Here is a 25,061-nt window from a genome sequence, read left to right on the forward strand (position 1 = left end):
ATAATAAGATCCAACACAACTTTACACACACCCGCACCCCCAACTTACAGAATGATTACCTAATAACGAATCTACAACTGTGTGTCGGTCTAGACCTGTCCCTACCCAAAACGTATAATGGAATATTATGATAATCGTTACGGGCGCATCGGGTCATCTTGGAAATGTGCTGGTTCGATACCTTTTAACCATGGAAAAAGAGGTTGGGGTAGTGGACTTGGATCCCCAAAACGATCCCGTACTAAAAGATCTTCCGGTAAAAATGTATAAAGGCGACGTTCGTGATCTTGATTTTCTTATAAAAACTTTTAGCCAGGCAGAATATGTCTTTCATTTAGCAGGAATTGTTGCAATATCGCCAGGTAAAGAAGATCTCATGTACGACGTGAATATAAATGGAACTAAAAACGTTGTTGCCGCCTGCATGAAGACAGGTATAAAGCGACTAGTATATACAAGTTCAGTACACGCTTTACATGAACCACCCAAAGGAATTCCACTAACAGAAAAACTAGGCGATCCCGAAAAAGTTTTAGGCCCATATGCAAAAACAAAAATATTGGGAACCCGTGAAATATTCAAAGGAATAAAAGCGGGGCTTAATGCCGTAATTACCTATCCATCCGGAGTTATTGGTCCATATGATTTTAAAGGTTCAGAAATGGGGAACCTTATAAACGACTACATCAAGGGGAAATTTAGATTTTATCTTGATGGTGCCTATAATTTTGTTGACGTACGTGATATTGCACGAGGACTTTGGCTGGCAAAGGAAAAAGGCAAATCCGGTGAAGACTATATTCTTTCCGGATATACAATAACCGTTAAAGAACTGTTCCGCAGCCTGTCTGAACTTACGGGAATAAAACAACCTAAATTTAGAATGCAGACCTGGTTTGCAAAATTTGTAGCACCGCTTGCTGTCTTGTACTATAGAACTACAAAAACTACTCCTGTATTTACACCATACTCCATAAACGTTTTGAACTCTAATGCCGAGATGAGTTTTAAAAAAGCAAGTGCCGACCTGGGTTATACAGTTAGACCGCTTATAGACACGCTTAGCGCAATTATCCGTTGGCGAAAAGGGCAGAATATTGAAATTTAAAAACTTTTGGTATAATAGAAAATATCTAATTTATCCTTTGTTAAAAATAAGTCCATGAGAACCAGTGCATACCAAATGAAAGCACGATCTAATCTTTCAAAATTTAAGCGCACCGTACCACAAAGTCTTGAACATATTGAAAGGTTACAGAACCTTCAAACCAAAGCAGCAGATATAAAAGCAAAGCTTGCCCAAAAATCCACAAAGGTCGATACTATACGCAAACTTCCTTCAAAATATGGAGAAAAGGTTCCAGCCAAACCCAAATCGTAATAAAGAGAAGTTAAACGGCTCCCTAAACAAACCCTGATTTTTTAAGTTTTTATTCTTAACAGCTCACTAAAGATATACTCATATATGTTTTCTATTAAATCTTCACCATTGTCTGTAGCAAAATGTGAGAACCCCGGAGAGCTATTAAGCTCAATCAGCCATAACTTGCCTACTTTATCCAAGGCAATATCAAACGCAAGATAATTTGCCGAAAGCTTTTCAAATACATAATCAACAATAGGTTGAAAGCTTGCAATTAAATTCACATCAGTCACTATTACCGCCTTTGAATTACTCCAATGAAGCGGACTTAGATTACCCTCAAATGTAGCATTGGATATATCCTTTTTGTATGCTAAAAGTATCTTTTTTCTAAATACAATTACGCGATATTCAGACGCTACGTCCAAAAACTCTTGAACTACGGATAAATAGTCATAGTCAGGAGTCTTCTCGAATATCACCCCAAGTGCGCTTTTAATTTCTTCACCATTTTCACATTTTTTTACATTGAGTCCTAGCGACCCTTTATTAGGCTTCACAATAACCGGGTATTTAAAGTATTTCTCGATATCAGTAATAATTTCATCCATGTTCTTAAACTTAACCCACATTTTATGCTCATCTTTAACATCAGGATCCAGATAGGCCCTCCACATTGGAATAAATTCCGGATCACAATCTGCGGTTAAAATACTATAGCTTAGATCTTTGTCTTTACAAATCTTTGAAATATCTACACTATCAAAGGCAGGGTGATGATGAATGAAAAAATAGGGTTTACCAATTGTTACCTTTAGACAGATACCATCTTTGTGTACAAAAGAGTAGGGTATGTTCAAAGTTTTGCATACTGTGATAATTGCACGCGTGTGAAGTGAGAGGTTTGAACTAATAGGTTCCATGCAATAGCGCTTAATCTTATGTAGTCAATACTATAATCTGAATATTAATAACTGTAAAGTATTTATCAAGGGTATTAATAAATATTGTGATGTTAATTCCAGGTCCGAATGTTTGCAAAATTTATTAAATTGCACTATTTTAATATTACGAAAATACGATTATGAAGAAAACAACATTTGTATACACAATAGGCATTGTCTTATTCTGTGGAGTTATAGGGCTTACAATAAGGTCACTCAGAAGCAGCTTTCTTACCTTAACCCCCTTTGTTATTTCAGTGATTACGCTGTTAATCCTTTTTCTTGAAACCAAAGAAAACAAAAATCTTTTATTTCCAGTAGCTATTACATATTTAATTACCTTTATAAGTGAAGTCATTGGAGTAAATACGGGATTCATTTATGGAAACTATGAATACAGTACCCGTCTCGGACCCAAAATCATTAGTACACCTCCTTTAATTGGCTTTTTGTGGGTTGTACTCTTGCTTGGGTCCTTAAATATTTTCAAGGACCAAAAGCATCCAATTATTAAAAGCCTTTGTGTAGCAAGTCTAATGACAGCGATAGATATAATAATAGAACCTGTTGCCATTAAACTTGACTTCTGGAGCTGGTTTGGGAAAAATCCACCTTTATACAATTATATTTCATGGTTTTTAGTAAGCTTTATAGGAGCCTTAGTTCTCAATGGATATAAACCCAAAGATAATTTATCCAAGACAGTATTTTGGTTAATTGCAATATTTTTCTTTTTACTTAACCTTACTTATATACAATGAAAAAAATTATCGTAATCGGAGGAGGAATAAGCGGACTTGCAACTGCTGCACTTTTAGCAAAAGACAGTAATAACGTAACTATTTTGGAGAAAAACGAGATGCTAGGTGGCAGAGGTAGAATGTGGAAATCCAATGGCTTTTCTTTTGATATGGGACCATCTTGGTATATGATGCCCGAAGTGTTTGATGAATTTTTCGCAATATTTGGACACAAAGTTTCGGACTTTTATCACTTAGAGCAGCTTGATTCACACTACAAAGTATTTATATCAAACGGAAATTCCTACAATATAACCAAAGACATTAACGCAAACAAATCGCTTTTTGAGAGAGCCCAGCAGGGTGGAGGCAAAGCCTTAGAAAAATATCTAGACAAATCAAAAGATACTTATGAAATCGCAACAAAAAATCTAATGTATTTTGACTATGAAAATCTTACAGACATTTTAAAACCCGATGTTTTATACAAACTTACTCAATTAAATTTACTAAAAACTTTTCACAAATATATAACCAGGTTTTTCAAATCAAAAGATCTTCAAAAAATTATAGAGTTTACAACCGTTTTTCTTGGCGGATCACCATATAACACACCTGCATTTTATAATTTAATATCACATGCAGACTTTAACCTTGGAATCTGGTATCCAATGGGTGGAATGTATGAAGTAGTAAAAGCGCTGGAATCACTTTGCAAAGAGCTTGGAGTAACTATCAAAACCAGTGAACCGGTCACCAAAGTCAATATAGAAAACGGTATTGCCCAAACCGTTGAAACAACAAAAGGTCACTACAATACCGATGCCGTAGTAAATACGGCTGATAGGCAATATTTTGAAACAAGGGTGCTTTCCGACAAAACCCAAAGAACCAATTGGGACAAAGCAGTTATGTCACCCTCTGCATTTAATATTTACATAGGTATAAACAAAAGGCTAAATGGAGTTGAACATCATAACTTATACTTTAATGACACGTGGGAAACTCATTTCAAAGAGGTATATAAAAACCCTGATTGGCCGGAAACACCATCATATTACTTCCATGTACCATCTAAAACCGATCCTGGTGTAGCGCCACAGGGAAGTGAATCAATATTTATTTTGGTGCCTGTAGCACCGGGACTTAACGATTCAGAAGAAATAAGAGCGGCTTTCGCTACAAAGATGATAACTCACCTCGAGAAATTAACCGGTCAGTCAATAAGTCCACACATTGTTACTCAAAGGATTTTCTCACGCAGAGATTTTACTTCTGATTATAACAGCTTTAAGGGTTCGGCATTTGGACTTGCACATACTCTATTCCAAACGGCTCTTTTTAGACCTCTAAATAAAGACAAACGGGTAGAAAATGTATTTTATGCCGGTCAATATACAAATCCCGGTGTAGGAGTCCCAACAGGTATAATTTCGTCCATGATTGTACGAAAACTAGTTGCTAATATGCCGTAAGGTTCACAAAACCATAGGACCCAAAAACTATACTAATTTACTAGTTTGGCCTTAAGGTTCCGGCCCAGACTTGCCAAGCAAGCGCAGATTTAGCAAACAGGCTTAAGAAAATATAGACTTTTTCGCCAAAGGTATAATCTTTCCATTTGCCAATTTTTTTGTACTGAAGCACCATGTTTATGGCAAAACAGTTAAAGAAAACAAAGATTGAAACAAAGATCCAATATACAAAGTCGGGTGGGGAAGCTTCTTTTCCAATGTATGATCCCAAATAAAGTGCAATGTTTACCCACGGGAGAATTCCGGCTATCGATCCAAAGATAAATGAAAGCCAGTTTGTCTTTTTCGTAGTTTGGTTGTGAACCTCCATTATGAGTCCAAACAAAATCATCATTGCATTAAGCCCAAACATGGAAATCAAGGAGCTAAACTCATAAATTCCGACAAGCATGGCAATAATCACTATCATTACCGAAGAGCTGAATGTATATTCTATCCATCGTGCATAGTTTATTCCTTTTTTAAGGTTTCGAACGTACCAGTCAAATACTCTGGGTAGGGTAAGAATAAAGTGTGCAGATGAAGACATAAAAAGAAAAAGTGCCACAGCTGGGCCAATTGGTATCTCAAAAAGTGTTTTTATGTATGGTGATAAACTCTGAGTAGCCGGATTAAACTCTAAAAAATTCCCAATCACAGGCAACGCAAAATCGGTGCTTAAGCTTAGCATCAAAATTCCTTGAATTAGGTGGAAAACACCCATCCAGAAGTTGTACGTGCGAAGTTTCGCAAATTTCCCCATATAAAAATCTGGTTAACTTAAGCTATCCTAGTATAGCAAATTAAAAGAATTTTTTGGGGGATTTTACCATTTCTCTTCGTGAACCTTAGATTTATTATATTCATCCTCTGTATGCGGGCTAGGGGAGGCTGCAGCTTTTCCAATAGCAAGTGCACATAAAACCCTTCTATCATCTGGAATATTTAGAATTTTTCGAACAAGCGCCTCGCGGTCGCCGTCATCTTTTCTAACGTTAGCCCAACAGGACGAAAGCCCTTGGTTAACAGCCTCTAGCATCATATATCCAACCGCAAGTGAACAATCTTCTATCCAGAATCTACCTTCCGTAGACACTACAATAATTGCTGCGCTACAATCGGCTAGGAATGCTTGATACTGGCCAAGTCCACTAAGCTTTTTAAGGGTATCTTTATCTTTTACAACAACAAATTCATACTCTTTAAGGTTCATGCCAGAAGGCGCGACCATTCCTGCTGTAAGAATCTCTTTAACTTGGGAATCGGTAATTTGGAATTTCGGTTCAAAACTTCTAACACTTTTGCGGTTTTTAAAAAGATTGTGCATTATTAAAACCTAAAGTTAGCTGTATTCAGATTATACACAAACCATCATTAAACAGAAAACTTGTCCTTGATTGAGGGACTTATCGACTGCAGGATGTTTATCAGCCTCGCAATATCCTTTTCATCAAAAAGTTTATATCCAAAAAATACCTTGGTTCTTTTGTTCTCAGAAATAAAAACAATTACCACGCTACCTTTACGACGCACGTGTTCCTCAATAACAGATATGTCCGAGATTAAAATAGACTGGACCGAAACTAGCTGCTTCACCACCAGATAATCATTCTCTATGATAACTTTCGTTGTTATCATATATAGTCCAAAACTGATACCTATAATAATCATGCAAAATACAGACAGTGCAAAGGGAGTAATGACATCCAGTTGACCATCGAAAACAAGTATTGAGAGAAACAAAAACATAAAAATGAATCCACCTAACAGGCTATTCACAAATACGGCCTTTTTATAGCTTGGCCGAATGATTAATTTTGTTATTTTTTCTTCCATGTTTCTTGTAAGTATCAGACCTCCAAATCGGAGTGGTCGTCGCAATGACCTTGCTGCGACGAAACAAACATGTTGTGCTAAAGCACAACGACAAAGCCTCTTAAGCAAAGCTAATCCCAGCCCGCAAACCCTTAAGCGGGCTAACTTTCCCTAGAAAGGGAAAAATTTGATAAGAACGGTCGTGGAGTTCAATCACACTACTTCCATAATGTAAAGATCAAATCGGAGTGGTGGGACTCGAACCCACGACCTCACGGTCCCAAACCGTGCATTCTAGCCAACTGAACTACACTCCGCTTTTTGATAGAACTTGTCTCGCTTAAATCGGCTTCTTTTTATTTCAAGCTCGTACTTTCTTGCCTGCTCAATTGTATCAAATCTTTCATAATATATTAATCTCCATTGAGAAGATCTTTTAGTATAATTACTTCTCTTACTATTATGCTCTTCCGTTCTTCTCTTCAAATTTGTTGTTGAACCAACATACCTTTCTCCAAACTCGTTTTCTAGCAAATATACAAAACCACTCATAACTTTAAATCACGGTCCTCTATCTGTCGATAGACAGGCAAACCGTGCATTCTAGCCAACTGAACTACACTCCGTATATGCTATTATTATACAATAAACAAGCAGAAATAGTAACACTTATCTGATAAAATATACAGTATGAAAACACTCCTATTAGACATAGATGAAACACTTTTAGACCATTCGATCTGGTCACCAGCACGAAATAATCATATTGCAGACATCTTGGGTAGGTCAACAAATTAATTCCTTAACTGAACTACTATACATATGAGACTCTGGTCAATACACCCCAAATATCTAGACGCCAAAGGACTTATAGCACTGTGGAGAGAATCACTTTTAGCAAAAGCCGTTTTGGAAGGAAAAACCAAGGGTTATAAAAATCATCCACAACTTATAAGATTTAAAAACTCAAGTAATCCCAAGTCCCTGATCAATAACTACTTAGAGCACATTCACAAAGAAGCCAGTCGTAGGGGATATTCATTTTCAAAATATAAATACCGGGAAGTAGATCCCCAACCCAAGATAGCTATAACTAGGGGGCAGTTAGATTTTGAACTAAACCATTTACTCAAAAAATTGAGGAGTAGGGCACCACAATTCTATAAAGTCCTTAGAGCTACAGGGAAAATATATCCACACCCGATATTTAAGTTAATCAAGGGACCCATATCAGAGTGGGAGAAGTTTTGATCCGATAAACTCTTGCTGTTATACTTCATATTAAACTAACTTAAACAAGCTACTAACAAAAAATGAAAAAGCGAACCATAAAAATTGGACTTAGTTTGATTGGAATTATTGTCTTGGGAGTGTCTGTCTGGTGGATAATTAAAGATTCAAAATTTATACAAAACAGGGAAAATCATACAGCAGAGCAAACAGAGACAGGTATCTGGCACACCCTTCAAGATACAACATGGTCTATGGATGACGGTTGGGCAGGCACACTGTACATATTTTATAAAGACAACGATGGGAACCCAAGGTGCATTCGCCAAGTAGAGGGAAGTGGCTTGTATGTAATAAACAGTAGTTTTGTAAATTTGGAAGTTACAGACGAAGATAGTATAAAAATAGGTTGGAAAGAATATAGGTTGGTAAACAACACCAAACTCGTTTCTCAAAACAACGAACTTAAGCTCTTGGCAAATGAGCCAATTGTATACTCACGACTCTACAAGATTCCTATGGATATTGTACGAGACCCTGATTTTAATCCGGAAGAATACCTTGACTATAAATTAAAATAACAACCTGTTAAAATAGAGCGTGGGAGAACAAAAATCCCTGCCCAAGAATAGTAGTCCAATAAAACTTTCACTTGTTCTCAGTTTCTACAAAGATGATAACCGTGTAATACGTACAATTCGTGAGATCAATTCATTTTTAAATGATACACACATAAGCTACGAACTAATAATAATCCTAAATGGAGGATATCTAAAAACCACAATTAATCTTTTAAAAATTAAACATTATCCAAACACAAAAATCATTGCATATAGGAGCCACAAACCTTATGGCTTCTCGGTAAAATATGGAATGCTAAATGCAAAAGGCTTGTATATCGGATTTGTAGACAACTCACTCTCAAATGATCAACTTGATGAAACAATGAATGCAATAGTACAACAGATTGTGCTTCGAAACAAGGATGTCTTAACAATAACCCAAAATGGCAGTAACAAAATTGCCGATTTTTGCCTGTCGCTCTTACAAAACATCTTTTTAGGATTTGGTCTTGAGAAACCTGTTCAAATAGCAACCATCTTCAACAAACACATATTATATGACGCACTTACAAGGTCCGCACTCGAAGAAACACATTGGGAAACTGAGCTTTTGGCAATAGCAAAATCACTTAACAAACTTAAACTATCAGAACAATCCATGAAATTTCACGGTAAGACTAATAAATTATCGTTAAGTCCACTGCTACGCATTCTTAAAAACATATACTTTAACGGATATTATCAAAATCAAACGATAAACAAGTTTAACGAAATTACAGTTAAATATGCGCAACTTGAGATATCTGAAAAAATAACACCTTCACAATAATATAAAAATAATGTAGCCTATACAAATAACTAAATTTGTTAAGAAAAGGTTGGCAAAACTAGATTTCAAAAAACAGGAGAAACCTCTTTATATGCCTAAACCTGACGAACCAATAACAATAGACGTTCCCAAAATGAACTTTCTTATGATTGATGGGATAGGGGCCCCCGAATCAAAACAGTTTGCACAATCAGTCGAAGCTCTTTATTCCGTTTCCTACACAATAAAATCAATGCCTAAAAAAGGCTTGGAAATCCCGGGTTATTATGACTATGTAATGGCGCCACTCGAGGGATTGTGGTGGTCAAAAGATATTAAAACAAAAGGATTTACGCCGGATAGAAACAAGTGGTTATGGACACTAATGATTCGTCAACCGGAATTTATTGACAGAATAATCTCTTTTGGCGCAATTCAACAGATAATCGATAAAAAGAAAAACCCAATTGCCGAAAACATAAAGTTCGTGGAATTTAAAGAAGGTCTAAGCGTCCAGATAATGCATATTGGTCCTTACAAAACCGAAGAAACAACTGTTGATAAACTTCACAAATTTATCAATGACAACAGATTCGAACTTAATGGAAAACATCATGAAATATATATTTCAGACCCACGAAAGGCAGATCCCTTAAAAATGAAGACGGTTATACGATATCCCATCCGTAGGGACTTATACAATCATGGGGTGTCGGTTTAAACCCGCCCCTACGAATTATTTACAACCCAGTTTCTAATTATTTACAACCCGGTTTCGACCAAGCTCCTTAGCGCGATAAAGCCTTATATCCGCGATCTTTACAAGTTCCACGGCATTTGCCGCATCACTGGGTAGAGTTGAAACACCTATACTAACAGTGATGTTTAAATCGAGAGCGGAAATAATCCCGGAGATTCTTCTTGCAACATTTGCAGCCGGAATATTTTCCGTATCGGGCAACAAAACAACAAACTCCTCACCTCCATATCGATAGGCTCTGTCCATGGGACGAATATTTCCCGATATATGTTTAGCAACGGTCGTAAGTAATTTATCACCGGCTTGATGACCGTAACTATCGTTGTATTTTTTAAAAAAGTCTATATCTATCATAAGGCAGGAAATATGCGTTTTATACTTTTGGGCATCTAAAACAAGTGTTTCTATGTCTTTATCAAAATGACCTCTATTATAAAGCCCGGTCAAAGCGTCACGATTTAATTTCTCAATAACGTTTCTATACTTCATTCCTCTAACAAGAACCGGTCTTATCTCTTTTATAATCTCGTCAAAGAGCTGTTCATCCTGGGTTGTGAACTTCTCCCGTTCGGGAACAATTAAATCAATAACACCTTTTACATCCTTTAAAATATCAAAAGGGATTGCTTTCACAACAAAGCCCATATCCGCCTTAGCCGAGTAATTTGCAGACAAGTCAGAATTTTTTATTGCGTTAATTCTTACAGTGGGTAAATCAAAAGAAACGCTTACATCTTCATTATGTTCATCCGTCGACTTACAACGCGCCGTTTTATCATAACAAACATGAGAAATAACCAAATCGTTTTTAATAATGAGAATAGAGCAGGCAACAACTTTCTTTCTATCAACAATTGATCTAAGAATAATTCTATTTATAATCGAAAGATCAAGTTCAGATGAAAGTTTATGTACAAGACTATCAAGAAACCTTTTGTTCTTATTATTTGTTACAAAAGGGATATTTATAGCTGTTATCCCGTTATCTTATTTTGGAGGCTGTCCCCACATGCGCTCTAAATGATATTATACCACGGTAACATATCAGAAGTAAAGTTAGATTCATTTAAAATTCAACTAAAATACGATATACTTGGCAATGGTTAAGTATCATATACAATACGGTAAACGAAGAACAATTGCCGTTCATATAAACAATTCCGGAAAAGTAATAATAAAGGCACCTTACAACATTCCCGAAAGAATAGTACTACAATTTGTGTCAGAAAAAAGAGATTGGATAAATAAAAATCTAGCTAGAATTAGCCGCAGTAAAAAATATGCTCATACATATAAGCCGGGTGACAAGTTTTATTATCTTGGGGAACTATTTCCAATAGATTTTAACGAATCAATAAGAAGTGTAACACTAAGTAACGGAAATCTTATAATTCCAAAGGGAGAAAAGAAAGCCAAAGATCTTCTTTCAGCTTGGTTTAGGAAAAAGGCCCGGTTCATTCTTAAGAAAAAACTTAACAACTGGTCAGAAATAATGAATCTGTCGTTCAATTCTCTAAAAATTACAAGCGCTGAAACCCGATGGGGATCATGTACAAGTCAAGGAAATGTAAACTTTCCCTTTAGAATTGTAATGCTTCCGCTGGAAATCATCGATTATGTCGTTGTTCATGAGCTTTCACACCTTAAAGAGCTTAACCACAGCAAAGTATTCTGGAAGATCGTAGAAGTCTATCGTCCAATGTTTAAGAATGAACGCAAATGGCTCAGAGAAAACTCATACAAGTTTGTAATATAAAAATGTTATACTAGACCCATGAGCACAAAAGGTAAACTATTTTTAATCCCTAAAGACATAGGAGGAGATCCCATAACCTCAATTCCCGATCACACCAAGGAAAATATTAGAAATATAAACACATTTATAGTCGAAGATATAAGAACCGCACGTAGATTTCTTGCTGCACTTTCTATAAAGGTTCAATCCAAAACATTTATCCCTTGGGGGAAACATGCAGATAAATCAGATGCCAAGGGGCTTTTAAATCCACTATCTCTTGGAGAAAATATTGGAATAATATCGGAATCAGGTTGCCCCGCAATAGCGGATCCAGGGAAAAACATTGTATTGGAGGCTCATAGAGCAGGGTACCAGGTTGTTCCGCTTATTGGTCCATCATCAATATTTCTTGCACTTATGGCTTCGGGACTAAACGGTCAGAATTTTTGCTTTAATGGATATATCCCCAAAGACCCGACTGCTCGAAAATCAAAAATAAAATTGCTGGAAAACTGTTCACAAAGAAATAACCAAACACAGATTTTTATGGAAACACCGTTTAGAACTCAGCATGTTTTAAATGATTTGCTGTCAGTATGCAGCAACAGTACAAAGCTTTGTTTAGCTGTTGACATTACAACATCTACGGAAGTTATAAAAACAATGCCGATAGGGGAATGGAAAAAGTTAATCCCTAACATCCACAAAAAGCTAGTAATCTATCTTATCGGCCAATAAACCTCACTTAATAAAAAGCCTAAAAATGTCAGAAAACTCCCAAAACAACAAAAGTATCACACGACTTTCAATCATCCTCTTACCGCTCTTGATTGCAACAGGCACGACTATTTTTATTCTCACAAGACCCAAGAATAACCCGAATACTGAAAACCAAGAAATTCAGGAAACGGAAGATCCGGAAAAAGATGAGTCCGAGACAATCACAAATATTCCGGAGGTCACATTTTTATCAAGTACCGAAGCATATGTAAAACTTCTCGAATCAGCAAAAGCCTGGGCACCCGACGCCCAAATAAGCATGCTGCAGGCGGTAACTGAATCTGTTGAACAAGCAAATTCTAGAGAGTTTTATGGCGCAACCGCAGGTAAATATAACTTCTGGAGTGCAAATATTTATTCTGCTAGCAAAGCCGAGATCAGTACAGTAATACTAAAAAACAATGTGATGGAGGTTCAAGCCGGCGTTTCGATATATGAAAGTCTTACAGCTATCTACGAAGACCAGCCATATATAACAGATATTTCAGCCTTTGTCTCTTCTGAAACCGTTTATACTACGGCAAAAGCAGCAGGATTGGACAATGAAAATAACATATACGATATATACCTAATGTACGACAAGACAACGGAGAAGTGGGTGTTTAGGGTTGACGAAAAAAGTAAAACCGAACTAGACGAATATGATTGTCCCTTTTCGGTAAAATATTACTTTGTCGACGCCGTAAGCGGGAATCTAATAGAAGAAGATTAGCGGACTTTATTATTCAAGTCTATTATCAGTACAAATATCAAGATCATCAATTTCGTAATAGAAACAACCATCACGACGATTGCAATTATCCTTATTTAAAACATCACAAGGAACAGAGTCTCGTTCCCACATAAGGTTTCCAAGATTATCAAAGGTTAGCTCATTTAATTGATACCAAACATTGTATTTTGAAAAAATCTGTTTTTTTATCAACATATCAACTCCCCCAAGTATCGGGAAAAAGATAAGAATAATTACAAAACTCGAGATATAAATATGGATTCTTCTTGCATTTCGTTTAAGTAAAAATCGAACAACAATAAAAATTAAAAATCCTGACAGAAAAATTGTTATTGTAGTTGCCAGAACAACAACCGTTGTTGAGTAATCCATGCCGGTATTTTAACACCAATTAACTGGCGATAAAACCCAAACCGCTTTATAATAGCCTGCTTAATATTTCACAATATACAAATGACAATCATTCAAGCCATTGTCTTAGGAATTATCCAAGGAATCACCGAACTTCTACCAATATCAAGTTCAGGACATTTGGCACTTGTACCCAAACTTTTAGGCTGGGAAGTTCAAAGTATCGTGTTTGACGAATTTGTGCATATGGCAAGTTTCCTAGCCATTTTAATCTTCTTCTGGAAAGATCTTTGGAAAATAGCTACTGACACAATTAAATCACTCGGCAAATTGCCGAAATTTTTTAATTCGATGGGGTTTAAACTTGTAATTGCCACAATTCCAACACTCATTGTAGGAGTTCTATTTAAAGACAAAATCGAAGAGCTAACCGGCAACCATGTTGTTATTGCCATATCACTTATCTCCCTTGGTATAGTCTTTTTGTTTATTGAAACCCTAGTAAAAAACAATAAAAAAATACTCGACCAGGTATCCGTAAAAGACTCACTAGTCGTTGGACTTGCACAACCGATTGCACTTATTCGAGGTGTATCCAGATCAGGCGTAACAATAACTGCAGGACTTTTCAGTGGGCTCACAAAGGAGTCGGCAGCCAGATTCTCGTTTTACATGTCGGCGGTTGTTATGGCAGCATTATCGGTTAAAGGTGTTTACGATATTTTTACTCACCCAAATTCCGAGACCTTGCTAGTCATAATCGTCGGATCTATTGCCTCGTTTTTATCAAGCCTTCTTGCGATAAAGCTTTTATTCGTAGCAATGAAAACCAACACATTTAAATGGTTTGGCATTTATCGAATAATTCTCGGGATTATTACATTACTCCTTCTTTCGTAGACGGGTCTAGACCTGTCTCTACGGATTGTATATAATGACAACATAATTAGACGTCGTTTATTTTATTCCTGCTGCCCATGTTAAGCTCACTCCTAAAACCCAAATCCGTTGCAATAATTGGGGCATCACGCAATCCATCAAAAATTGGCTCGCGCGTATTAAAAAACATAATTTCCGGCGGGTTTGAGGGAGATGTATATCCTGTAAATCCTGAAGCAGAGACAATACAAGGAATAACAGCCTTTGCCTCAGTATCAGATATTCCAACCATTCCGGATATTGCAGTAATCGTTATTCCGGCAGAATATGTGCCCACGGCAGTCGAGGAATGTGTAAAAAAACAAGTACCAAACATAATTGTTATAACCGCAGGTTTCTCTGAAACAGGAAAGCATGGTGCATTTTTGGAGGAACAGGTAAAAGAGCGGCTCAAAGACTCAAATACCCGGCTTCTTGGGGTGAACTGTCTTGGGCTTATTACTCAACGCTCAAAACTTAATGCCTCGTTTGCATCATTCATGCCAAATGATGGAAATGTAGCATTTTTGTCACAATCCGGAGCATTTGGAACATCAATCCTTGATTGGACTGCAACTTTCAACGTTGGAGTAAAGTATTTTATCTCACTGGGAAATAAAACAGATCTTACAGAAACCGATTTTTTGGAAAATTTTCGAGATGAAGAAGCAATAAAATGCATTGCACTATACCTAGAAGACATCGAAGACGGTCGGAGATTTGCCTCACTTGTACGAAGTATATCACCTTATAAACCGATTATTCTTTTAAAGCCCGGAAAATCTAAGGAAAGTAAAAGTGCAATCTCTTCGCATACCGGAAGTATGGTAGGGGACATAGAAATTGCCAAACAAGCCGCAAAGCAAAACGGTATAATCGAAGTTTCGACAATGCGTGAGCTTTTTAATATGGCCCGCTTTGTATCGTGGAACGAAATTACCGAAACCCAAAGAGTTGCAATTGTAACAAATGCCGGAGGACCGGCAGCACATACTACCGATGTTTTAGTAGAAGCTTCACTTACCCTTGCCAAACTTTCAGAAGAAACAAAAAAGAACCTAAAAAAGATTTTACCAACCGCCGCAAGCGTGAAAAATCCTGTAGATCTTTTGGGTGATGCACCTGCCAAACGGTATGAAGATGCCCTTAACCTTGTATTTAAAGATCCGAATGTTGATTCAATCATTGTTGTCCTAACTCCTCAGGCAATGACTCAAATTCCCGAAACGGCCAACGCCATAAGCAAAATAATTGAGCAAACCACAAAACCGATTCTTACTTCATTTATTGGCGGAGCCCAGGTAATAAAAGGCTTAAACGTCCTTGAAAAGCGAAACATTCCCTGTTTTGAATTTCCAGAAGATGCAGTTTCAGTACTTACACACATTAATAACTACCAAATCCAAAAAAATAAAATACTTGCCTCAAATTATCCGTCGGACAAAAAAGAAAATCAGGAGAAATACTTAAAGATCCGTGCTATTCTACAAAAAGTGGCTGTAGTCTCCCATGTAGTTCCGGTAACTATATCAAATGAAATCTTTAAAACCCTAGGAATAAAAATTCCCGATTACATAACGGTAAACTCTTCCGAAGAAGCAATCTCTTTTGGAAGCACACATAAATCAATCGTACTTAAGCTTGATTCTCCTCAGATTGTACATAAGACAGAGTTCTCCGCAGTCAAAATAGGGCTGGATACCCCCGAAAAAATTGCTACTGCATTTTCAGAATTAACAAATACAGCTAACTCCGAAATGATTTCAAACCATACAATAATGGCTCAGAAGCAGATTTTAAACGGTCTTGAAACAATTCTGGGCGTAAAGATCGACACAAACTTTGGTCCTACAATAATGTTCGGATCAGGTGGAGTTACAACAGAGTTATTCCACGATATATCACAAAGTGTAGCTCCGGTATCAAACAAAGATATTTTGGATATGGTAACTTCACCAAAAGTTTACAAACTAATAAAAGGCTTTAGAGGAAAACCCGGGTACGATATAAAAGAGCTTTTAAAAACAATAATAATCCTCAACAACCTTGTCCTAAATGTTCCGGAAATAAAAGAAATCGAGATTAACCCAATGATCCTAACCAGAGAAAGCGGGTATGCAGTCGATATACGATGTATTGTATAATACAGGATAATGAAAAAGTTTTTTGATAGAATTACAGATAGATACATTAAATTTTATTATCCCGTTGCCAAAGTATTTATATCAATCTTAATTGTTTTGTTCTCTATTGTCGTTTTTGTTCAGTTAGCAATAATTATCACAAAAGATAAATATCTGTTTGGAGTAAAAATATATGCAGTAGAATCGGAAAGTATGCTACCAACAATTAAAAAAGGCGACCTTGTAATAATTGATGAAGTATATACATACCACAAAGACGACATAATCACATATACCGATCCAAACGACGAAAATCAAACAATAACTCATAGGATCATCAACATTTTCCAGAAAACAAGTGGAGATGAAACCTTTGTAACGAAGGGCGATAATAACGAAATTCAAGACCCGTTTCAGGTTACAAAAGAGATGATTCAAGGAAAGGTGATAAAAATTATTCCGGCAATAGGTAATTGGGCACTTTTTAGCAGAAGCGTCATTGGAATAATTCTTTTACTAATAATTCCTGCCACAATGCTTCTTACGCTTAACGCAGTAAGTATTTTTTCCTGGATAAAAGCCAGATATGTAAATAATACGTAACCTCTTATAACCCCCGTAAACCCCATAACCCCCGTAAACCCCGTAACCCCCGTAAACCCCGTAGTAGGGACAGGTCTAGACCGACACCCATGTATAGAAGTTGGTAATAGTATCCACTTTTGATTAACACGACGAAAGTCTAGATAACCCATATTCTACGTATGACTACAAAAAAAATGATTCGATAGAAACACAGCTTGCGCACACCCGCACCCCCATTCGCCAAAACTCTCATTCACCAGCATGTCTACGCAACCGTGTCGGTCTAGACCTGTCCCTACGGAAAATGATACGGAAAATGGCACGGAAAATGGCACGGAAAACGATACCAAAAAATCTTGTTACTTTTGGTATAACCCAACGTATTCCTATATGTAAGAGTTATCTAATTTAAATAAAATAATTAATGAAAAAACTCTTTACCGTCCTAACAACCATGGGGCTTTTAGCCTCGTTGGTATTTGGGACAACTAAGGCCGCCAGCGGGGATTATACTTGGGGTACTGGCTCCATTGTAATAAGTGAGAATGGACCAGCACTAGTTAATTCAAATCTCCAAGTGGCAGTAAGTGATACTTCAAATTACGAGTACTACAGGCAAGGTGACGCTATTGGTTACCAAAAAACAGGTTTAAATCTTGGCTCAAAGGAGCTTATTCCTGGTGGGCAAACAGAATTTTACGTGTACTTGCGAAATGCACCTGATGTTACAGGCGAATGGCAAGCTCCTGTAGAAGTTGCCACACTCATTTCCCCAATTGGAGCAGGTGAATACGCTGAACACATCCACATAAGAATTGAGCAAACAGCTACAACTCCAGGTGGCTTTTCTCAGATTATTTATGAAGGAGCTCTGGATGATGCAGTAAATACGCCAAAGCCTAAAAGCTATGTTGGATTCAGTCAGTATGGTGATAATACCGTAGAATATAAAGTCACATTGAGCATGATTGCAATTAACGGAATTTTTCCACCTACTGATACAGTTGTAAATTATCAAATAGCTTTTTCAAGCACAAACAGTGCATACAATAATAGTACTCCGGAAATTACCGCTCAGTAAATTAGGGTAGGGCATTTACCTCCTTTCATACCCTCTAAAAGCTAAACTTTAAGGGTGCGGTCCGCCTCTGGTGGACCGCACCCTTTTTTTATTACCTTTGTTTAAAATTTAGGGTTTAGGACTAATATCCCGTAATCGCTAATAGCAGCCAGGAAATTACAAGCCCCAAAGGCGCCGAAGCCAAATTTGCAACCAATGAAATTATTAAAGCTTGCTTGATCTTTATATTTAATAAAAATTTGTACGATAAAGCCTCAGAGAAGAGCCAAAGTATTAGCTAAAAATCCAATAGAGAAAAGTAGCCGATGGCCCTATAACATACCATATGGGTGCGGATACCAAGTTTGCTAAAATAGAAAAGCCGAATGCTTTATACCATTCAGCCTTCATCATGATTTTGTAAATTATAGCCTCAGTAACAACAACAAAAATTTCTCCCAGAAGTACGATCTCAAAAAATTTAAAAAACCAAAGGTATTCCGAAGACATTTCAACATATGTTAAAAAAATAGAGTAAGTTGCAAAATTCATAATTGTAAACAATGTTATAAGTTGAAATGTACTATATTCTGTTTTGGTTTTAGAAAAGCGTGTAATAAACAAATAGATAGGGACCTCTATGGTCGCATTTATAAGAATATACAACCAGAACGTAGACAATTGAGAAAAGAAAAGCCCCATAGAATCCAAAGGTGGCGGAACCATATTACTCACTATTAATTCCCACATATCGGTAGATGTGCTAAAATTAGCTATTCTAAATAATATACTTTAATCTATAGATGAGCAAGGTTACAACAGGCGATCTAATTGGACAACGAAATCAGCGACTTGCCAAGATTAAAAAGCTAAGAGAATTGGGAATTAACCCATATCCTGCACGCTCAAATAAAGAGTATAGTAATAATGAAATTGTTGAAAATTACAAAGACTTCGAGGGCAAAACTGTTACATTAACTGGTCGCATAATGACAAAGCGCGAAATGGGAAAGCTTGCATTTGCAACGATTCAGGACGCATCAGGCAGAATTCAGTTATATATAAAAAAAGATGAAATCAAACCACTAGATATTAAAACTCAAACACTTGGATTTTCCGAACTTAAGCTTTTAGATATTGGTGACATTGTAGAAGCCACTGGCGAAGTTACCAAAACACAAACAGGCGAAATCTCAATATTAGTTGACACCATTAAGCTTCTAACAAAGGCTATTCGACCCTTACCCGAAAAATGGGCAGGTTTGTCCGATCAGGAAGAAAGATTTCGAAGGCGATATCTTGACATGACAATGAATCCTGAAGTTCGCAACCGATTTGTTAAACGTTCCATTTTCTGGCAGGCAGTGCGTGATTTTATGATTCAAACAGGGTTTGTTGAGATAAATATCCCCATATTAGAGGCTGTAACCGGTGGCGCAGACGCAAAGCCGTTTGTCACCCACTATGATGCATTAGATCAGGCTTTTTACCTACGAATATCTCACGAGCTTCCTTTAAAGCGGCTACTTGGTGGCGGATATGAAAAGGTATTTGATATTGGTCCTCGATTTAGAAATGAAGGAATAGATGCAGAGCATTTACCCGAGCATATTGCAATGGAATTTTACTGGGCTTATGCAGATTTCAAAGAGGGAATGAAGTTTACAAAAGAGCTTTTTAGATACGTTATTAAAAAAACTTTTGGAACCCTAAAGTTTAAAATTCGTGGATTTGACGTTGATTTAAGCAAAGAGTGGGAGGAAAAGGATTTTGGAACACTTCTAAAAGACCGATTTAACGTTGACATTTACAATGATTCTGTAGAGTCCCTAAAGATTGTACTTAAAAAATCCGGGGGACACGTAGAAAAAGACATGAACAGAAGCAGGGTAGTGGACAATTTATGGAAAGTAATCCGAAAAGACATTGCCGGTCCCATATTTGTTACTGGAATTCCTAAGTTTTTGTCGCCACTTTCTAAGTCTGATCCTGAAAGGACTAACATTGTTGAACGATTTTTCCCAATTATTGCAGGAAGTGAGCTTGCTAACGCATTTTCAGAACTCAATGATCCAATAGATCAGTTCGAACGATTTAAAGAGCAGCAAGACATGCGTGAAGCAGGGGATTCTGAAGCTCAAATGATGGATATTGATTTTGTGGAAATGCTTGAGTACGGAATGCCTCCTGCATTCGGTTATGGCATGAGCGAGCGAGTCTTTTGGTTCTTCGAAGATGTTACTGCTCGTGAAGGAGTGCCTTTTCCGCAAATGCGAAACGACGTGGACGAAACCACAAAGAAGATTTACGGGAAGAAATATGTGCTTGCAAAATAATGATTTCCGTAGGGGCGGGTTTAAACCGGCATAGGGTTACAACAAGGAAAAATCCATGTCATTTTACCCACAACCATTTTCGATATATAATGGATTGTTAATCTTAATAAATCACTTATGAATAGATTTTCCATAAAGATCGGCGGACCAGCAGGCGCAGGAATTAAATCAATAGGGCTACTTTTGCAAAAAACCCTTCAAACCCTAGGCTTTTACACATTTGGATATACAGAATACCCCTCCCTAATCCGTGGTGGACATAATACCTTCCAGGTTGACTTCTCTGTAGAACCGATTGCCTCGTCAACCCAGAAAATCGACATACTTTTAGCACTCGACGAAGAGACCCTCGAAATCCACATCCCAGAGCTTTCCCCAAACGGGGTAATCATATACGATAAAACTCTACAATTCCCAGAAACAGATAGAAAAGACCTACAGATTCTTGCACTCCCTATAAAAGAAACCTTAGAGCAAAACAAATATCCTGCCATAATGCAAAATAGCGTTCAAATGGGTGTAATTATGGCGACTTGTGATTATCCAATAGATGCCCTTAACAAAACCTTGTCAAAGATTTTTGCCCATAAGTCGGAAGATATTATTAAATCTAATCAAGCTGCAGCAAAACTAGGCTTTGACTTAGTAGAAGGTACAAAATTAGATATAAAAACAGGGCTTAAGCTTCCGGAAAATCCCCACGAATCGCTTGTTCTCACAGCAAACGAAGCATGTGCGTTAAGTTTTATATCTTCCGGTGGTAAGTTTTACAGTGCATATCCAATGACACCTGCTACAAACATATTGCATTACTTAGCAAAACACGGACCCCAAAAGGGTGTAGTAGTACGCCAATCCGCAACGGAAATAGAAGCAATTGGAGTGGCCTTAGGCGCCAGTTTTGGAGGTTTACGCTCAATGGTAGGAACATCGGGCGGTGGATACGATCTTATGACGGAATTTGTAAGCGTGCTTGGAATTTCGGAAATCCCTATGGTAATTATTAACGCACAACGAACAGGACCCGCTACAGGGTTACCAACCTGGCAGGAACAGTCCGACCTTAACATGGTTAAGTTTTCAAGCCACGGCGAATTCCCACGTATTGTAATTGCCCCGGGAGATCCCGAAGAAGCATATGAATTAACTGCAGAGGCGCTTAACATGGCCGACAAATACCAATGTCCAGTAATAATTCTTACAGACAAGCACGTCGCAGAAAGCTTTTATGATACTCCTGAATTTAAGCCTGTAAAAGTTGATCGTGGCAAACTTATCACTTCCGAAAAAGATATTCCCAAGAACTTTTTACGATACACTACAGATACCCACGACGGTATAACATCCCGCACAATACCAGGACTAAAAGATGGAATTTATGTTGCAAATAGTGATGAGCACTCAGAAGAGGGTTACTCAACAGAAGATATGGAGATGCGCATAAAGCAGCAAGACAAACGCATGAAAAAGGTCGCAGCAATTAAATCCGATTTGCCACAACCCGAAATTACCGGACCAAAGAATGCTAAAACGCTAATCATAGGGTGGGGTAGTACAAAGGGAGCCATAGAAGATGCAATTAAGCAATTGAACAATGGAGCATCAGAGCAATCAGGCAACGAGGCCGTTGGGCAATTTGCTTTTTTGCAACTTAAATACTTATATCCGCTTGACCATGAAAAGCTGGGCAATCTCCTAAGACCTTACAAAAAGCTCATTCTTATAGAAAACAACTCAACTGGTCAACTAAAAGACGATCTTGCCCTTGCCGGCAGAAAGCCCGATCACGTTATCCTTCGTTACGATGGCAAGCCATTTTTTGTGGACGAATTAGTAGAACAGCTAACTAATCTTATCAAATAAATCCATGACAACAGTAACAAATGATGACTACAAAACGGGAATAGAACCAACCTGGTGCCCAGGTTGCGGCGCGTTCACAATAAAAGCACTTCTGACACAGCTTTTGGTCCAAATGGGGATCGCACCTCACGAGGTTGTTATCACCTACGACATCGGCTGTAACGGAAATGGAGCCGACAAAGTTCGGTCCTACGCAGTAAAATCATTACATGGGAGATCTTTATTACCAGCCGTTGGCGCAAAGTACGCAAACCACAAGCTACCTGTTATCTCAATAATAGGTGATGGTGGAATGTTTTGGGAGGGCGCAGCACACTTTCTTTCCTTAGCCCAAAGAAACGAAGATATAACCGTATTGGTATATGATAATCAGATTTATGGATTAACCACAGGCCAGACCTCACCCACAACACCAAAAGGAGTTCAAACCGTTTCCACACCATACGGAGCTGTAGACGAACCATTAAATCCCGTTTCCACGGCAATCGCAGTAGGAGCAACATTTGTTGCCCGTGGGTGGGTGGGTCAGCCACAACATCTAAAACAGATTATTAAAAAGGCAATTCTTCATAAAGGGTTCGCAATTGTAGACATTCTTACCCAATGCGTAACTTGGAGTAAAATTGATATGCTTGAATATTACAAAGACATGGTTTACGGTTTAGAAACACAAGATCCATACCGATCGGAAGTTGATATTGACGAATCAATGGTAAGAAATATGAACATAGAAGCACACGACAGTGCAAACAAACTTAAGGCAATGGAGCTTGCACTCCGTGAGGACAAAATACCACTTGGGGTATTCTACAGGCAAGAAAAAGACACACTGGTTGATAAGTTTGAGCCGCTTAAGAAAGGTTCACTAGTTAGCCAGACGCAAGTCCCCAATATTGATGATTTAATGGAGGAGTTTAAGTAGACGAGCCTTATACCACGGATAAAAAACAACGCCTTGGGATCAACATTATTAAGGAGAAGGACTTAATACAACACCCTTCTTTTCCACCATCCACTCCTTGTCCACCACCTGGTCAGCTAAATACTTATCGTGTGAAATAATCAAGATACTTCCCTGATACCGCCTTAAAAATTCGGTGACAATTTCACGAGACTCAATATCCAAGTGGTTAACAGGTTCATCGAGAAGCAGAAAATTGGGAGAATCTATCATTATTTTCATAAGCTGAAGGCGCGATTTTTCACCACCAGATAAATCCCTAATAAGCTTGTGCTCGTCGTCGCGCTCAAACGAAAAGCGCCTTAGCATCGAGTAAACCTGACCACGTTTTTCCAAACCCAAGGAGTGTAAAAACTGATTCACCTTAAGCTTCTCGGGCAGGTTAGATTGACTTTGAGAGTAATATCCAATTGAAACACTGGGACCAATATAAATATCGGAGGACTCAATAACCTTTGAATATTCAGCAAAAAACTTACTTATACCAAACTCTTCCGGGACAGGTTTCAAACCCATTCCTACAGAATTTCTGTCCAAACAATACTTCGTAAGAATAATCTTTAAAAGAGTGGTTTTACCACTTCCATTATTCCCAGCCAGTCTTCTCTTTTGACCGTTGTTAAGTTCAATATTTACATTTTCAAAAAGCGGCTTACCTTTAAACCCAAAGCTAAAATCTCTAAACCTAACCGTAATCTGACCGGAGCGTTCGACCTTCCCGGAGGTCAACTCAAAAATCTTTTCAAAATCACGCGGGTCGGGTGGAGGATTTTCCTTAAGTTCAGTAACCTCACGTTTAAGTTTTTTATAAAGCGTAACTGCACCGCCTTCGTATCCGGCTGCACGCATCCATTCAGCAGCCCGTATAAGCTTCTTTTGTTTATCTTTAAGTTCTCTCTGATACAAATCCCAATTATGTTTTATGGAATCAATTTCGGAACCTCTAACAGCCTTATACTTACTATAATTTCCCTTCATCTCTCTAAACTTTTTCTGTTCAAAGGTCCAAACCGTATCCACAAGTTCATCTAAAACATATCTATCATGAGAAACAATAATCACAGCACCCTTAAAGCCTTTTATAAACTCAATAAACCATTCTCGGGCATGCATATCAAGGTGAGTTAATGGTTCATCAAGAATCATAACGTCAAAGCCCTTGCCCACAAGAATTGTTGCCAATTCTACGATTTTACGCTCACCACCTGAGAGATCCATAAGCCTGCTGTCCCAACGAATATTCCGAAACCCTGAACCATCTTGCCTTATTCCTAATCCTTCTAACGTACTCTCAACCCGATCAATAAGTGAGTAGCCTTCGCGACGTTCATATTCTGCCTGCGCAACAGCAAGTTTCTGCATATTCTTAGGGGAGGAGTCATTGGAAATTGTTTTTAAAGCTTCATAATACTTGGTTTCTATATCCAAGAGAGCCTTTTGTGACTCAACAACGTAGTCATAAACAGTTTTATTAAGCTCAGAAGTTTCGTAATCTCTATACAACTGACGAAAGTAAGCAACTTCACACCCCGGCTTCTGCCAAACACTACCTGCAATTTCAGTATCAATACCGGCAATAATATTACAAAATGTACTTTTCCCTATACCATTGGCACCCAGAAGCCCAATTCTTGATCGATCTAGCACAGTAGCATTTACATCTTCAAAAATCAGCGTAGTGCCGTAATATTTTTGTATATTTTCAAGTTTAATAAGTTCCATAGTTAATAGGTTTCTGCCAAAGGCGGATCAGCCGTTGGCTGAGGTAAGCTAGAAAGTTGATGAATACGTGAGTCAGATAACCAATGAGAAATACTTAAGTGAACCCCAAAACAGTTACTGCTTACTATTTTACCGGACAAGTCAGAGACACGTC

The 25,061-nt window shown here is 37.7% G+C and carries 27 protein-coding genes and 1 tRNA gene; 18 read left to right on the forward strand and 10 right to left on the reverse strand.

Features of this window, described 5'->3' with window-relative positions:
• Positions 1-127 precede the first annotated feature (127 nt).
• Positions 128-1,108 (forward strand): NAD-dependent epimerase/dehydratase family protein, encoded by a 981-nt coding sequence (locus JW962_01870; protein MBN1374059.1) that lies wholly within the window; start codon positions 128-130, stop codon positions 1,106-1,108.
• A gap of 54 nt (positions 1,109-1,162) precedes the next feature.
• Complete coding sequence (locus JW962_01875; GenBank protein MBN1374060.1) at positions 1,163-1,381, forward strand: hypothetical protein; 219 nt, start codon at positions 1,163-1,165, stop codon at positions 1,379-1,381.
• 41 nt (positions 1,382-1,422) lie between these two features.
• On the opposite strand, the gene JW962_01880 is transcribed toward JW962_01875, so the two are convergent.
• Positions 1,423-2,286 (reverse strand): hypothetical protein, encoded by an 864-nt coding sequence (locus JW962_01880; GenBank protein ID MBN1374061.1) that lies wholly within the window; start codon positions 2,284-2,286, stop codon positions 1,423-1,425.
• Between the two features lie 161 nt (positions 2,287-2,447).
• Between JW962_01880 and JW962_01885 the strand changes: the two genes are divergently transcribed.
• Positions 2,448-3,068, forward strand: coding sequence for a carotenoid biosynthesis protein (locus JW962_01885; GenBank protein ID MBN1374062.1), 621 nt, complete (start codon positions 2,448-2,450; stop codon positions 3,066-3,068).
• Positions 3,065-4,522: a phytoene desaturase gene (gene crtI, locus JW962_01890; GenBank protein MBN1374063.1), complete on the forward strand. Its 1,458-nt coding sequence runs from the start codon at positions 3,065-3,067 to the stop codon at positions 4,520-4,522. The genes JW962_01885 and crtI overlap by 4 nt, the downstream gene beginning before the upstream one ends.
• 40 nt (positions 4,523-4,562) lie before the next feature.
• On the opposite strand, the gene heR is transcribed toward crtI, so the two are convergent.
• The 5 genes from heR to JW962_01915 all read right to left on the reverse strand — a co-directional run bounded on the left by heR (position 4,563) and on the right by JW962_01915 (position 6,928).
• The gene (gene heR / locus JW962_01895) at positions 4,563-5,324 is read right to left on the reverse strand and encodes a heliorhodopsin HeR (GenBank protein ID MBN1374064.1); all 762 of its coding nucleotides are present in this window, start codon (positions 5,322-5,324) and stop codon (positions 4,563-4,565) included.
• A gap of 63 nt (positions 5,325-5,387) precedes the next feature.
• On the reverse strand, positions 5,388-5,888 hold the full coding sequence (locus JW962_01900; protein MBN1374065.1) for a nitroreductase family protein: 501 nt from the start codon (positions 5,886-5,888) through the stop codon (positions 5,388-5,390).
• Positions 5,889-5,935: 47 nt separating this feature from the next.
• Positions 5,936-6,397, reverse strand: coding sequence for a hypothetical protein (locus JW962_01905; GenBank protein ID MBN1374066.1), 462 nt, complete (start codon positions 6,395-6,397; stop codon positions 5,936-5,938).
• A 222-nt stretch (positions 6,398-6,619) separates the two neighbouring features.
• Positions 6,620-6,693: transfer RNA gene (locus JW962_01910), tRNA-Pro, on the reverse strand.
• Positions 6,671-6,928, reverse strand: coding sequence for a GIY-YIG nuclease family protein (locus JW962_01915; GenBank protein ID MBN1374067.1), 258 nt, complete (start codon positions 6,926-6,928; stop codon positions 6,671-6,673). Before JW962_01915 ends, JW962_01910 begins: the two co-directional genes overlap by 23 nt.
• Before the next feature lie 270 nt (positions 6,929-7,198).
• On the opposite strand from JW962_01915, the gene JW962_01920 reads away from it, so the two are divergent.
• The 4 genes from JW962_01920 to JW962_01935 all read left to right on the forward strand — a co-directional run bounded on the left by JW962_01920 (position 7,199) and on the right by JW962_01935 (position 9,698).
• Positions 7,199-7,627, forward strand: coding sequence for a hypothetical protein (locus tag JW962_01920; GenBank protein MBN1374068.1), 429 nt, complete (start codon positions 7,199-7,201; stop codon positions 7,625-7,627).
• A 62-nt stretch (positions 7,628-7,689) separates the two neighbouring features.
• On the forward strand, positions 7,690-8,187 hold the full coding sequence (locus JW962_01925; GenBank protein MBN1374069.1) for a hypothetical protein: 498 nt from the start codon (positions 7,690-7,692) through the stop codon (positions 8,185-8,187).
• Between the two features lie 19 nt (positions 8,188-8,206).
• Entirely contained in the window at positions 8,207-8,998 is a 792-nt protein-coding gene (locus tag JW962_01930) for a hypothetical protein (protein MBN1374070.1), read from the forward strand.
• Positions 8,999-9,047: 49 nt separating this feature from the next.
• Entirely contained in the window at positions 9,048-9,698 is a 651-nt protein-coding gene (locus tag JW962_01935; protein MBN1374071.1) for a GyrI-like domain-containing protein, read from the forward strand.
• A 33-nt stretch (positions 9,699-9,731) separates the two neighbouring features.
• Here JW962_01935 and JW962_01940 read toward each other — a convergent pair whose 3' ends face one another.
• Positions 9,732-10,538, reverse strand: coding sequence for a GGDEF domain-containing protein (locus JW962_01940; protein ID MBN1374072.1), 807 nt, complete (start codon positions 10,536-10,538; stop codon positions 9,732-9,734).
• A gap of 292 nt (positions 10,539-10,830) precedes the next feature.
• Here JW962_01940 and JW962_01945 point away from each other — a divergent pair, with 292 nt between their 5' ends.
• Genes JW962_01945 through JW962_01955 form a run of 3 tightly spaced genes read left to right on the forward strand, consistent with a single transcriptional unit; the run spans position 10,831 to position 12,967 of the window.
• Positions 10,831-11,493 carry a M48 family metallopeptidase gene (locus tag JW962_01945; GenBank protein MBN1374073.1) on the forward strand — a complete coding sequence of 221 codons (663 nt, stop codon included), beginning with the start codon at positions 10,831-10,833 and terminating at the stop codon, positions 11,491-11,493.
• Between the two features lie 18 nt (positions 11,494-11,511).
• On the forward strand, positions 11,512-12,213 hold the full coding sequence (locus tag JW962_01950) for an SAM-dependent methyltransferase (protein ID MBN1374074.1): 702 nt from the start codon (positions 11,512-11,514) through the stop codon (positions 12,211-12,213).
• 25 nt (positions 12,214-12,238) lie between these two features.
• Positions 12,239-12,967: a hypothetical protein gene (locus JW962_01955; GenBank protein ID MBN1374075.1), complete on the forward strand. Its 729-nt coding sequence runs from the start codon at positions 12,239-12,241 to the stop codon at positions 12,965-12,967.
• Positions 12,968-12,976: 9 nt separating this feature from the next.
• Here the strand turns inward: JW962_01955 and JW962_01960 are convergent, their stop codons facing one another.
• Positions 12,977-13,360, reverse strand: a complete 384-nt coding sequence (locus tag JW962_01960; protein MBN1374076.1) for a hypothetical protein — start codon at positions 13,358-13,360, stop codon at positions 12,977-12,979.
• Between the two features lie 81 nt (positions 13,361-13,441).
• Here JW962_01960 and JW962_01965 point away from each other — a divergent pair, with 81 nt between their 5' ends.
• From JW962_01965 to JW962_01980, 4 genes are all read left to right on the forward strand, one after another.
• Positions 13,442-14,239, forward strand: coding sequence for an undecaprenyl-diphosphate phosphatase (locus JW962_01965; GenBank protein ID MBN1374077.1), 798 nt, complete (start codon positions 13,442-13,444; stop codon positions 14,237-14,239).
• Between the two features lie 77 nt (positions 14,240-14,316).
• Positions 14,317-16,401: an acetate--CoA ligase family protein gene (locus tag JW962_01970; GenBank protein MBN1374078.1), complete on the forward strand. Its 2,085-nt coding sequence runs from the start codon at positions 14,317-14,319 to the stop codon at positions 16,399-16,401.
• A gap of 9 nt (positions 16,402-16,410) precedes the next feature.
• Positions 16,411-16,983, forward strand: a complete 573-nt coding sequence (locus JW962_01975; GenBank protein MBN1374079.1) for a signal peptidase I — start codon at positions 16,411-16,413, stop codon at positions 16,981-16,983.
• Between the two features lie 406 nt (positions 16,984-17,389).
• Entirely contained in the window at positions 17,390-18,046 is a 657-nt protein-coding gene (locus JW962_01980; GenBank protein MBN1374080.1) for a hypothetical protein, read from the forward strand.
• A 273-nt stretch (positions 18,047-18,319) separates the two neighbouring features.
• On the opposite strand, the gene JW962_01985 is transcribed toward JW962_01980, so the two are convergent.
• On the reverse strand, positions 18,320-18,751 hold the full coding sequence (locus tag JW962_01985) for a hypothetical protein (protein ID MBN1374081.1): 432 nt from the start codon (positions 18,749-18,751) through the stop codon (positions 18,320-18,322).
• 77 nt (positions 18,752-18,828) lie between these two features.
• Between JW962_01985 and lysS the strand changes: the two genes are divergently transcribed.
• From lysS to JW962_02000, 3 genes are all read left to right on the forward strand, one after another.
• The gene (gene lysS / locus JW962_01990) at positions 18,829-20,361 is read left to right on the forward strand and encodes a lysine--tRNA ligase (GenBank protein ID MBN1374082.1); all 1,533 of its coding nucleotides are present in this window, start codon (positions 18,829-18,831) and stop codon (positions 20,359-20,361) included.
• Between the two features lie 117 nt (positions 20,362-20,478).
• Positions 20,479-22,224 carry a 2-oxoacid:acceptor oxidoreductase subunit alpha gene (locus tag JW962_01995; protein ID MBN1374083.1) on the forward strand — a complete coding sequence of 582 codons (1,746 nt, stop codon included), beginning with the start codon at positions 20,479-20,481 and terminating at the stop codon, positions 22,222-22,224.
• A gap of 4 nt (positions 22,225-22,228) precedes the next feature.
• Positions 22,229-23,146 (forward strand): 2-oxoacid ferredoxin oxidoreductase, encoded by a 918-nt coding sequence (locus JW962_02000; protein ID MBN1374084.1) that lies wholly within the window; start codon positions 22,229-22,231, stop codon positions 23,144-23,146.
• 48 nt (positions 23,147-23,194) lie between these two features.
• Here the strand turns inward: JW962_02000 and JW962_02005 are convergent, their stop codons facing one another.
• The gene (locus tag JW962_02005) at positions 23,195-24,907 is read right to left on the reverse strand and encodes an ABC-F family ATP-binding cassette domain-containing protein (protein MBN1374085.1); all 1,713 of its coding nucleotides are present in this window, start codon (positions 24,905-24,907) and stop codon (positions 23,195-23,197) included.
• Positions 24,908-25,061 lie beyond the last annotated feature (154 nt).

Source organism: Candidatus Dojkabacteria bacterium, assembly GCA_016927995.1.
Classification (GTDB): domain Bacteria; phylum Patescibacteriota; class Dojkabacteria; order JAFGLO01; family JAFGLO01; genus JAFGLO01.

What these genes read in the sequence shown, in the direction of transcription:
- JW962_01870 (MBN1374059.1), top strand. Translation starts at nt 128, where the DNA reads ATGATAATCGTTACGGGCGCATCGGGTCATCTTGGAAATGTGCTGGTT.
- JW962_01875 (MBN1374060.1), top strand. Translation starts at nt 1,163, where the DNA reads ATGAGAACCAGTGCATACCAAATGAAAGCACGATCTAATCTTTCAAAA.
- JW962_01880 (MBN1374061.1), bottom strand. Translation starts at nt 2,286, where the DNA reads ATGGAACCTATTAGTTCAAACCTCTCACTTCACACGCGTGCAATTATC.
- JW962_01885 (MBN1374062.1), top strand. Translation starts at nt 2,448, where the DNA reads ATGAAGAAAACAACATTTGTATACACAATAGGCATTGTCTTATTCTGT.
- crtI (MBN1374063.1), top strand. Translation starts at nt 3,065, where the DNA reads ATGAAAAAAATTATCGTAATCGGAGGAGGAATAAGCGGACTTGCAACT.
- heR (MBN1374064.1), bottom strand. Translation starts at nt 5,324, where the DNA reads ATGGGGAAATTTGCGAAACTTCGCACGTACAACTTCTGGATGGGTGTT.
- JW962_01900 (MBN1374065.1), bottom strand. Translation starts at nt 5,888, where the DNA reads ATGCACAATCTTTTTAAAAACCGCAAAAGTGTTAGAAGTTTTGAACCG.
- JW962_01905 (MBN1374066.1), bottom strand. Translation starts at nt 6,397, where the DNA reads ATGGAAGAAAAAATAACAAAATTAATCATTCGGCCAAGCTATAAAAAG.
- JW962_01915 (MBN1374067.1), bottom strand. Translation starts at nt 6,928, where the DNA reads ATGAGTGGTTTTGTATATTTGCTAGAAAACGAGTTTGGAGAAAGGTAT.
- JW962_01920 (MBN1374068.1), top strand. Translation starts at nt 7,199, where the DNA reads ATGAGACTCTGGTCAATACACCCCAAATATCTAGACGCCAAAGGACTT.
- JW962_01925 (MBN1374069.1), top strand. Translation starts at nt 7,690, where the DNA reads ATGAAAAAGCGAACCATAAAAATTGGACTTAGTTTGATTGGAATTATT.
- JW962_01950 (MBN1374074.1), top strand. Translation starts at nt 11,512, where the DNA reads ATGAGCACAAAAGGTAAACTATTTTTAATCCCTAAAGACATAGGAGGA.
- JW962_01955 (MBN1374075.1), top strand. Translation starts at nt 12,239, where the DNA reads ATGTCAGAAAACTCCCAAAACAACAAAAGTATCACACGACTTTCAATC.
- JW962_01960 (MBN1374076.1), bottom strand. Translation starts at nt 13,360, where the DNA reads ATGGATTACTCAACAACGGTTGTTGTTCTGGCAACTACAATAACAATT.
- JW962_01965 (MBN1374077.1), top strand. Translation starts at nt 13,442, where the DNA reads ATGACAATCATTCAAGCCATTGTCTTAGGAATTATCCAAGGAATCACC.
- JW962_01970 (MBN1374078.1), top strand. Translation starts at nt 14,317, where the DNA reads ATGTTAAGCTCACTCCTAAAACCCAAATCCGTTGCAATAATTGGGGCA.
- JW962_01975 (MBN1374079.1), top strand. Translation starts at nt 16,411, where the DNA reads ATGAAAAAGTTTTTTGATAGAATTACAGATAGATACATTAAATTTTAT.
- JW962_01980 (MBN1374080.1), top strand. Translation starts at nt 17,390, where the DNA reads ATGAAAAAACTCTTTACCGTCCTAACAACCATGGGGCTTTTAGCCTCG.
- JW962_01985 (MBN1374081.1), bottom strand. Translation starts at nt 18,751, where the DNA reads ATGGTTCCGCCACCTTTGGATTCTATGGGGCTTTTCTTTTCTCAATTG.
- lysS (MBN1374082.1), top strand. Translation starts at nt 18,829, where the DNA reads ATGAGCAAGGTTACAACAGGCGATCTAATTGGACAACGAAATCAGCGA.
- JW962_01995 (MBN1374083.1), top strand. Translation starts at nt 20,479, where the DNA reads ATGAATAGATTTTCCATAAAGATCGGCGGACCAGCAGGCGCAGGAATT.
- JW962_02000 (MBN1374084.1), top strand. Translation starts at nt 22,229, where the DNA reads ATGACAACAGTAACAAATGATGACTACAAAACGGGAATAGAACCAACC.
- JW962_02005 (MBN1374085.1), bottom strand. Translation starts at nt 24,907, where the DNA reads ATGGAACTTATTAAACTTGAAAATATACAAAAATATTACGGCACTACG.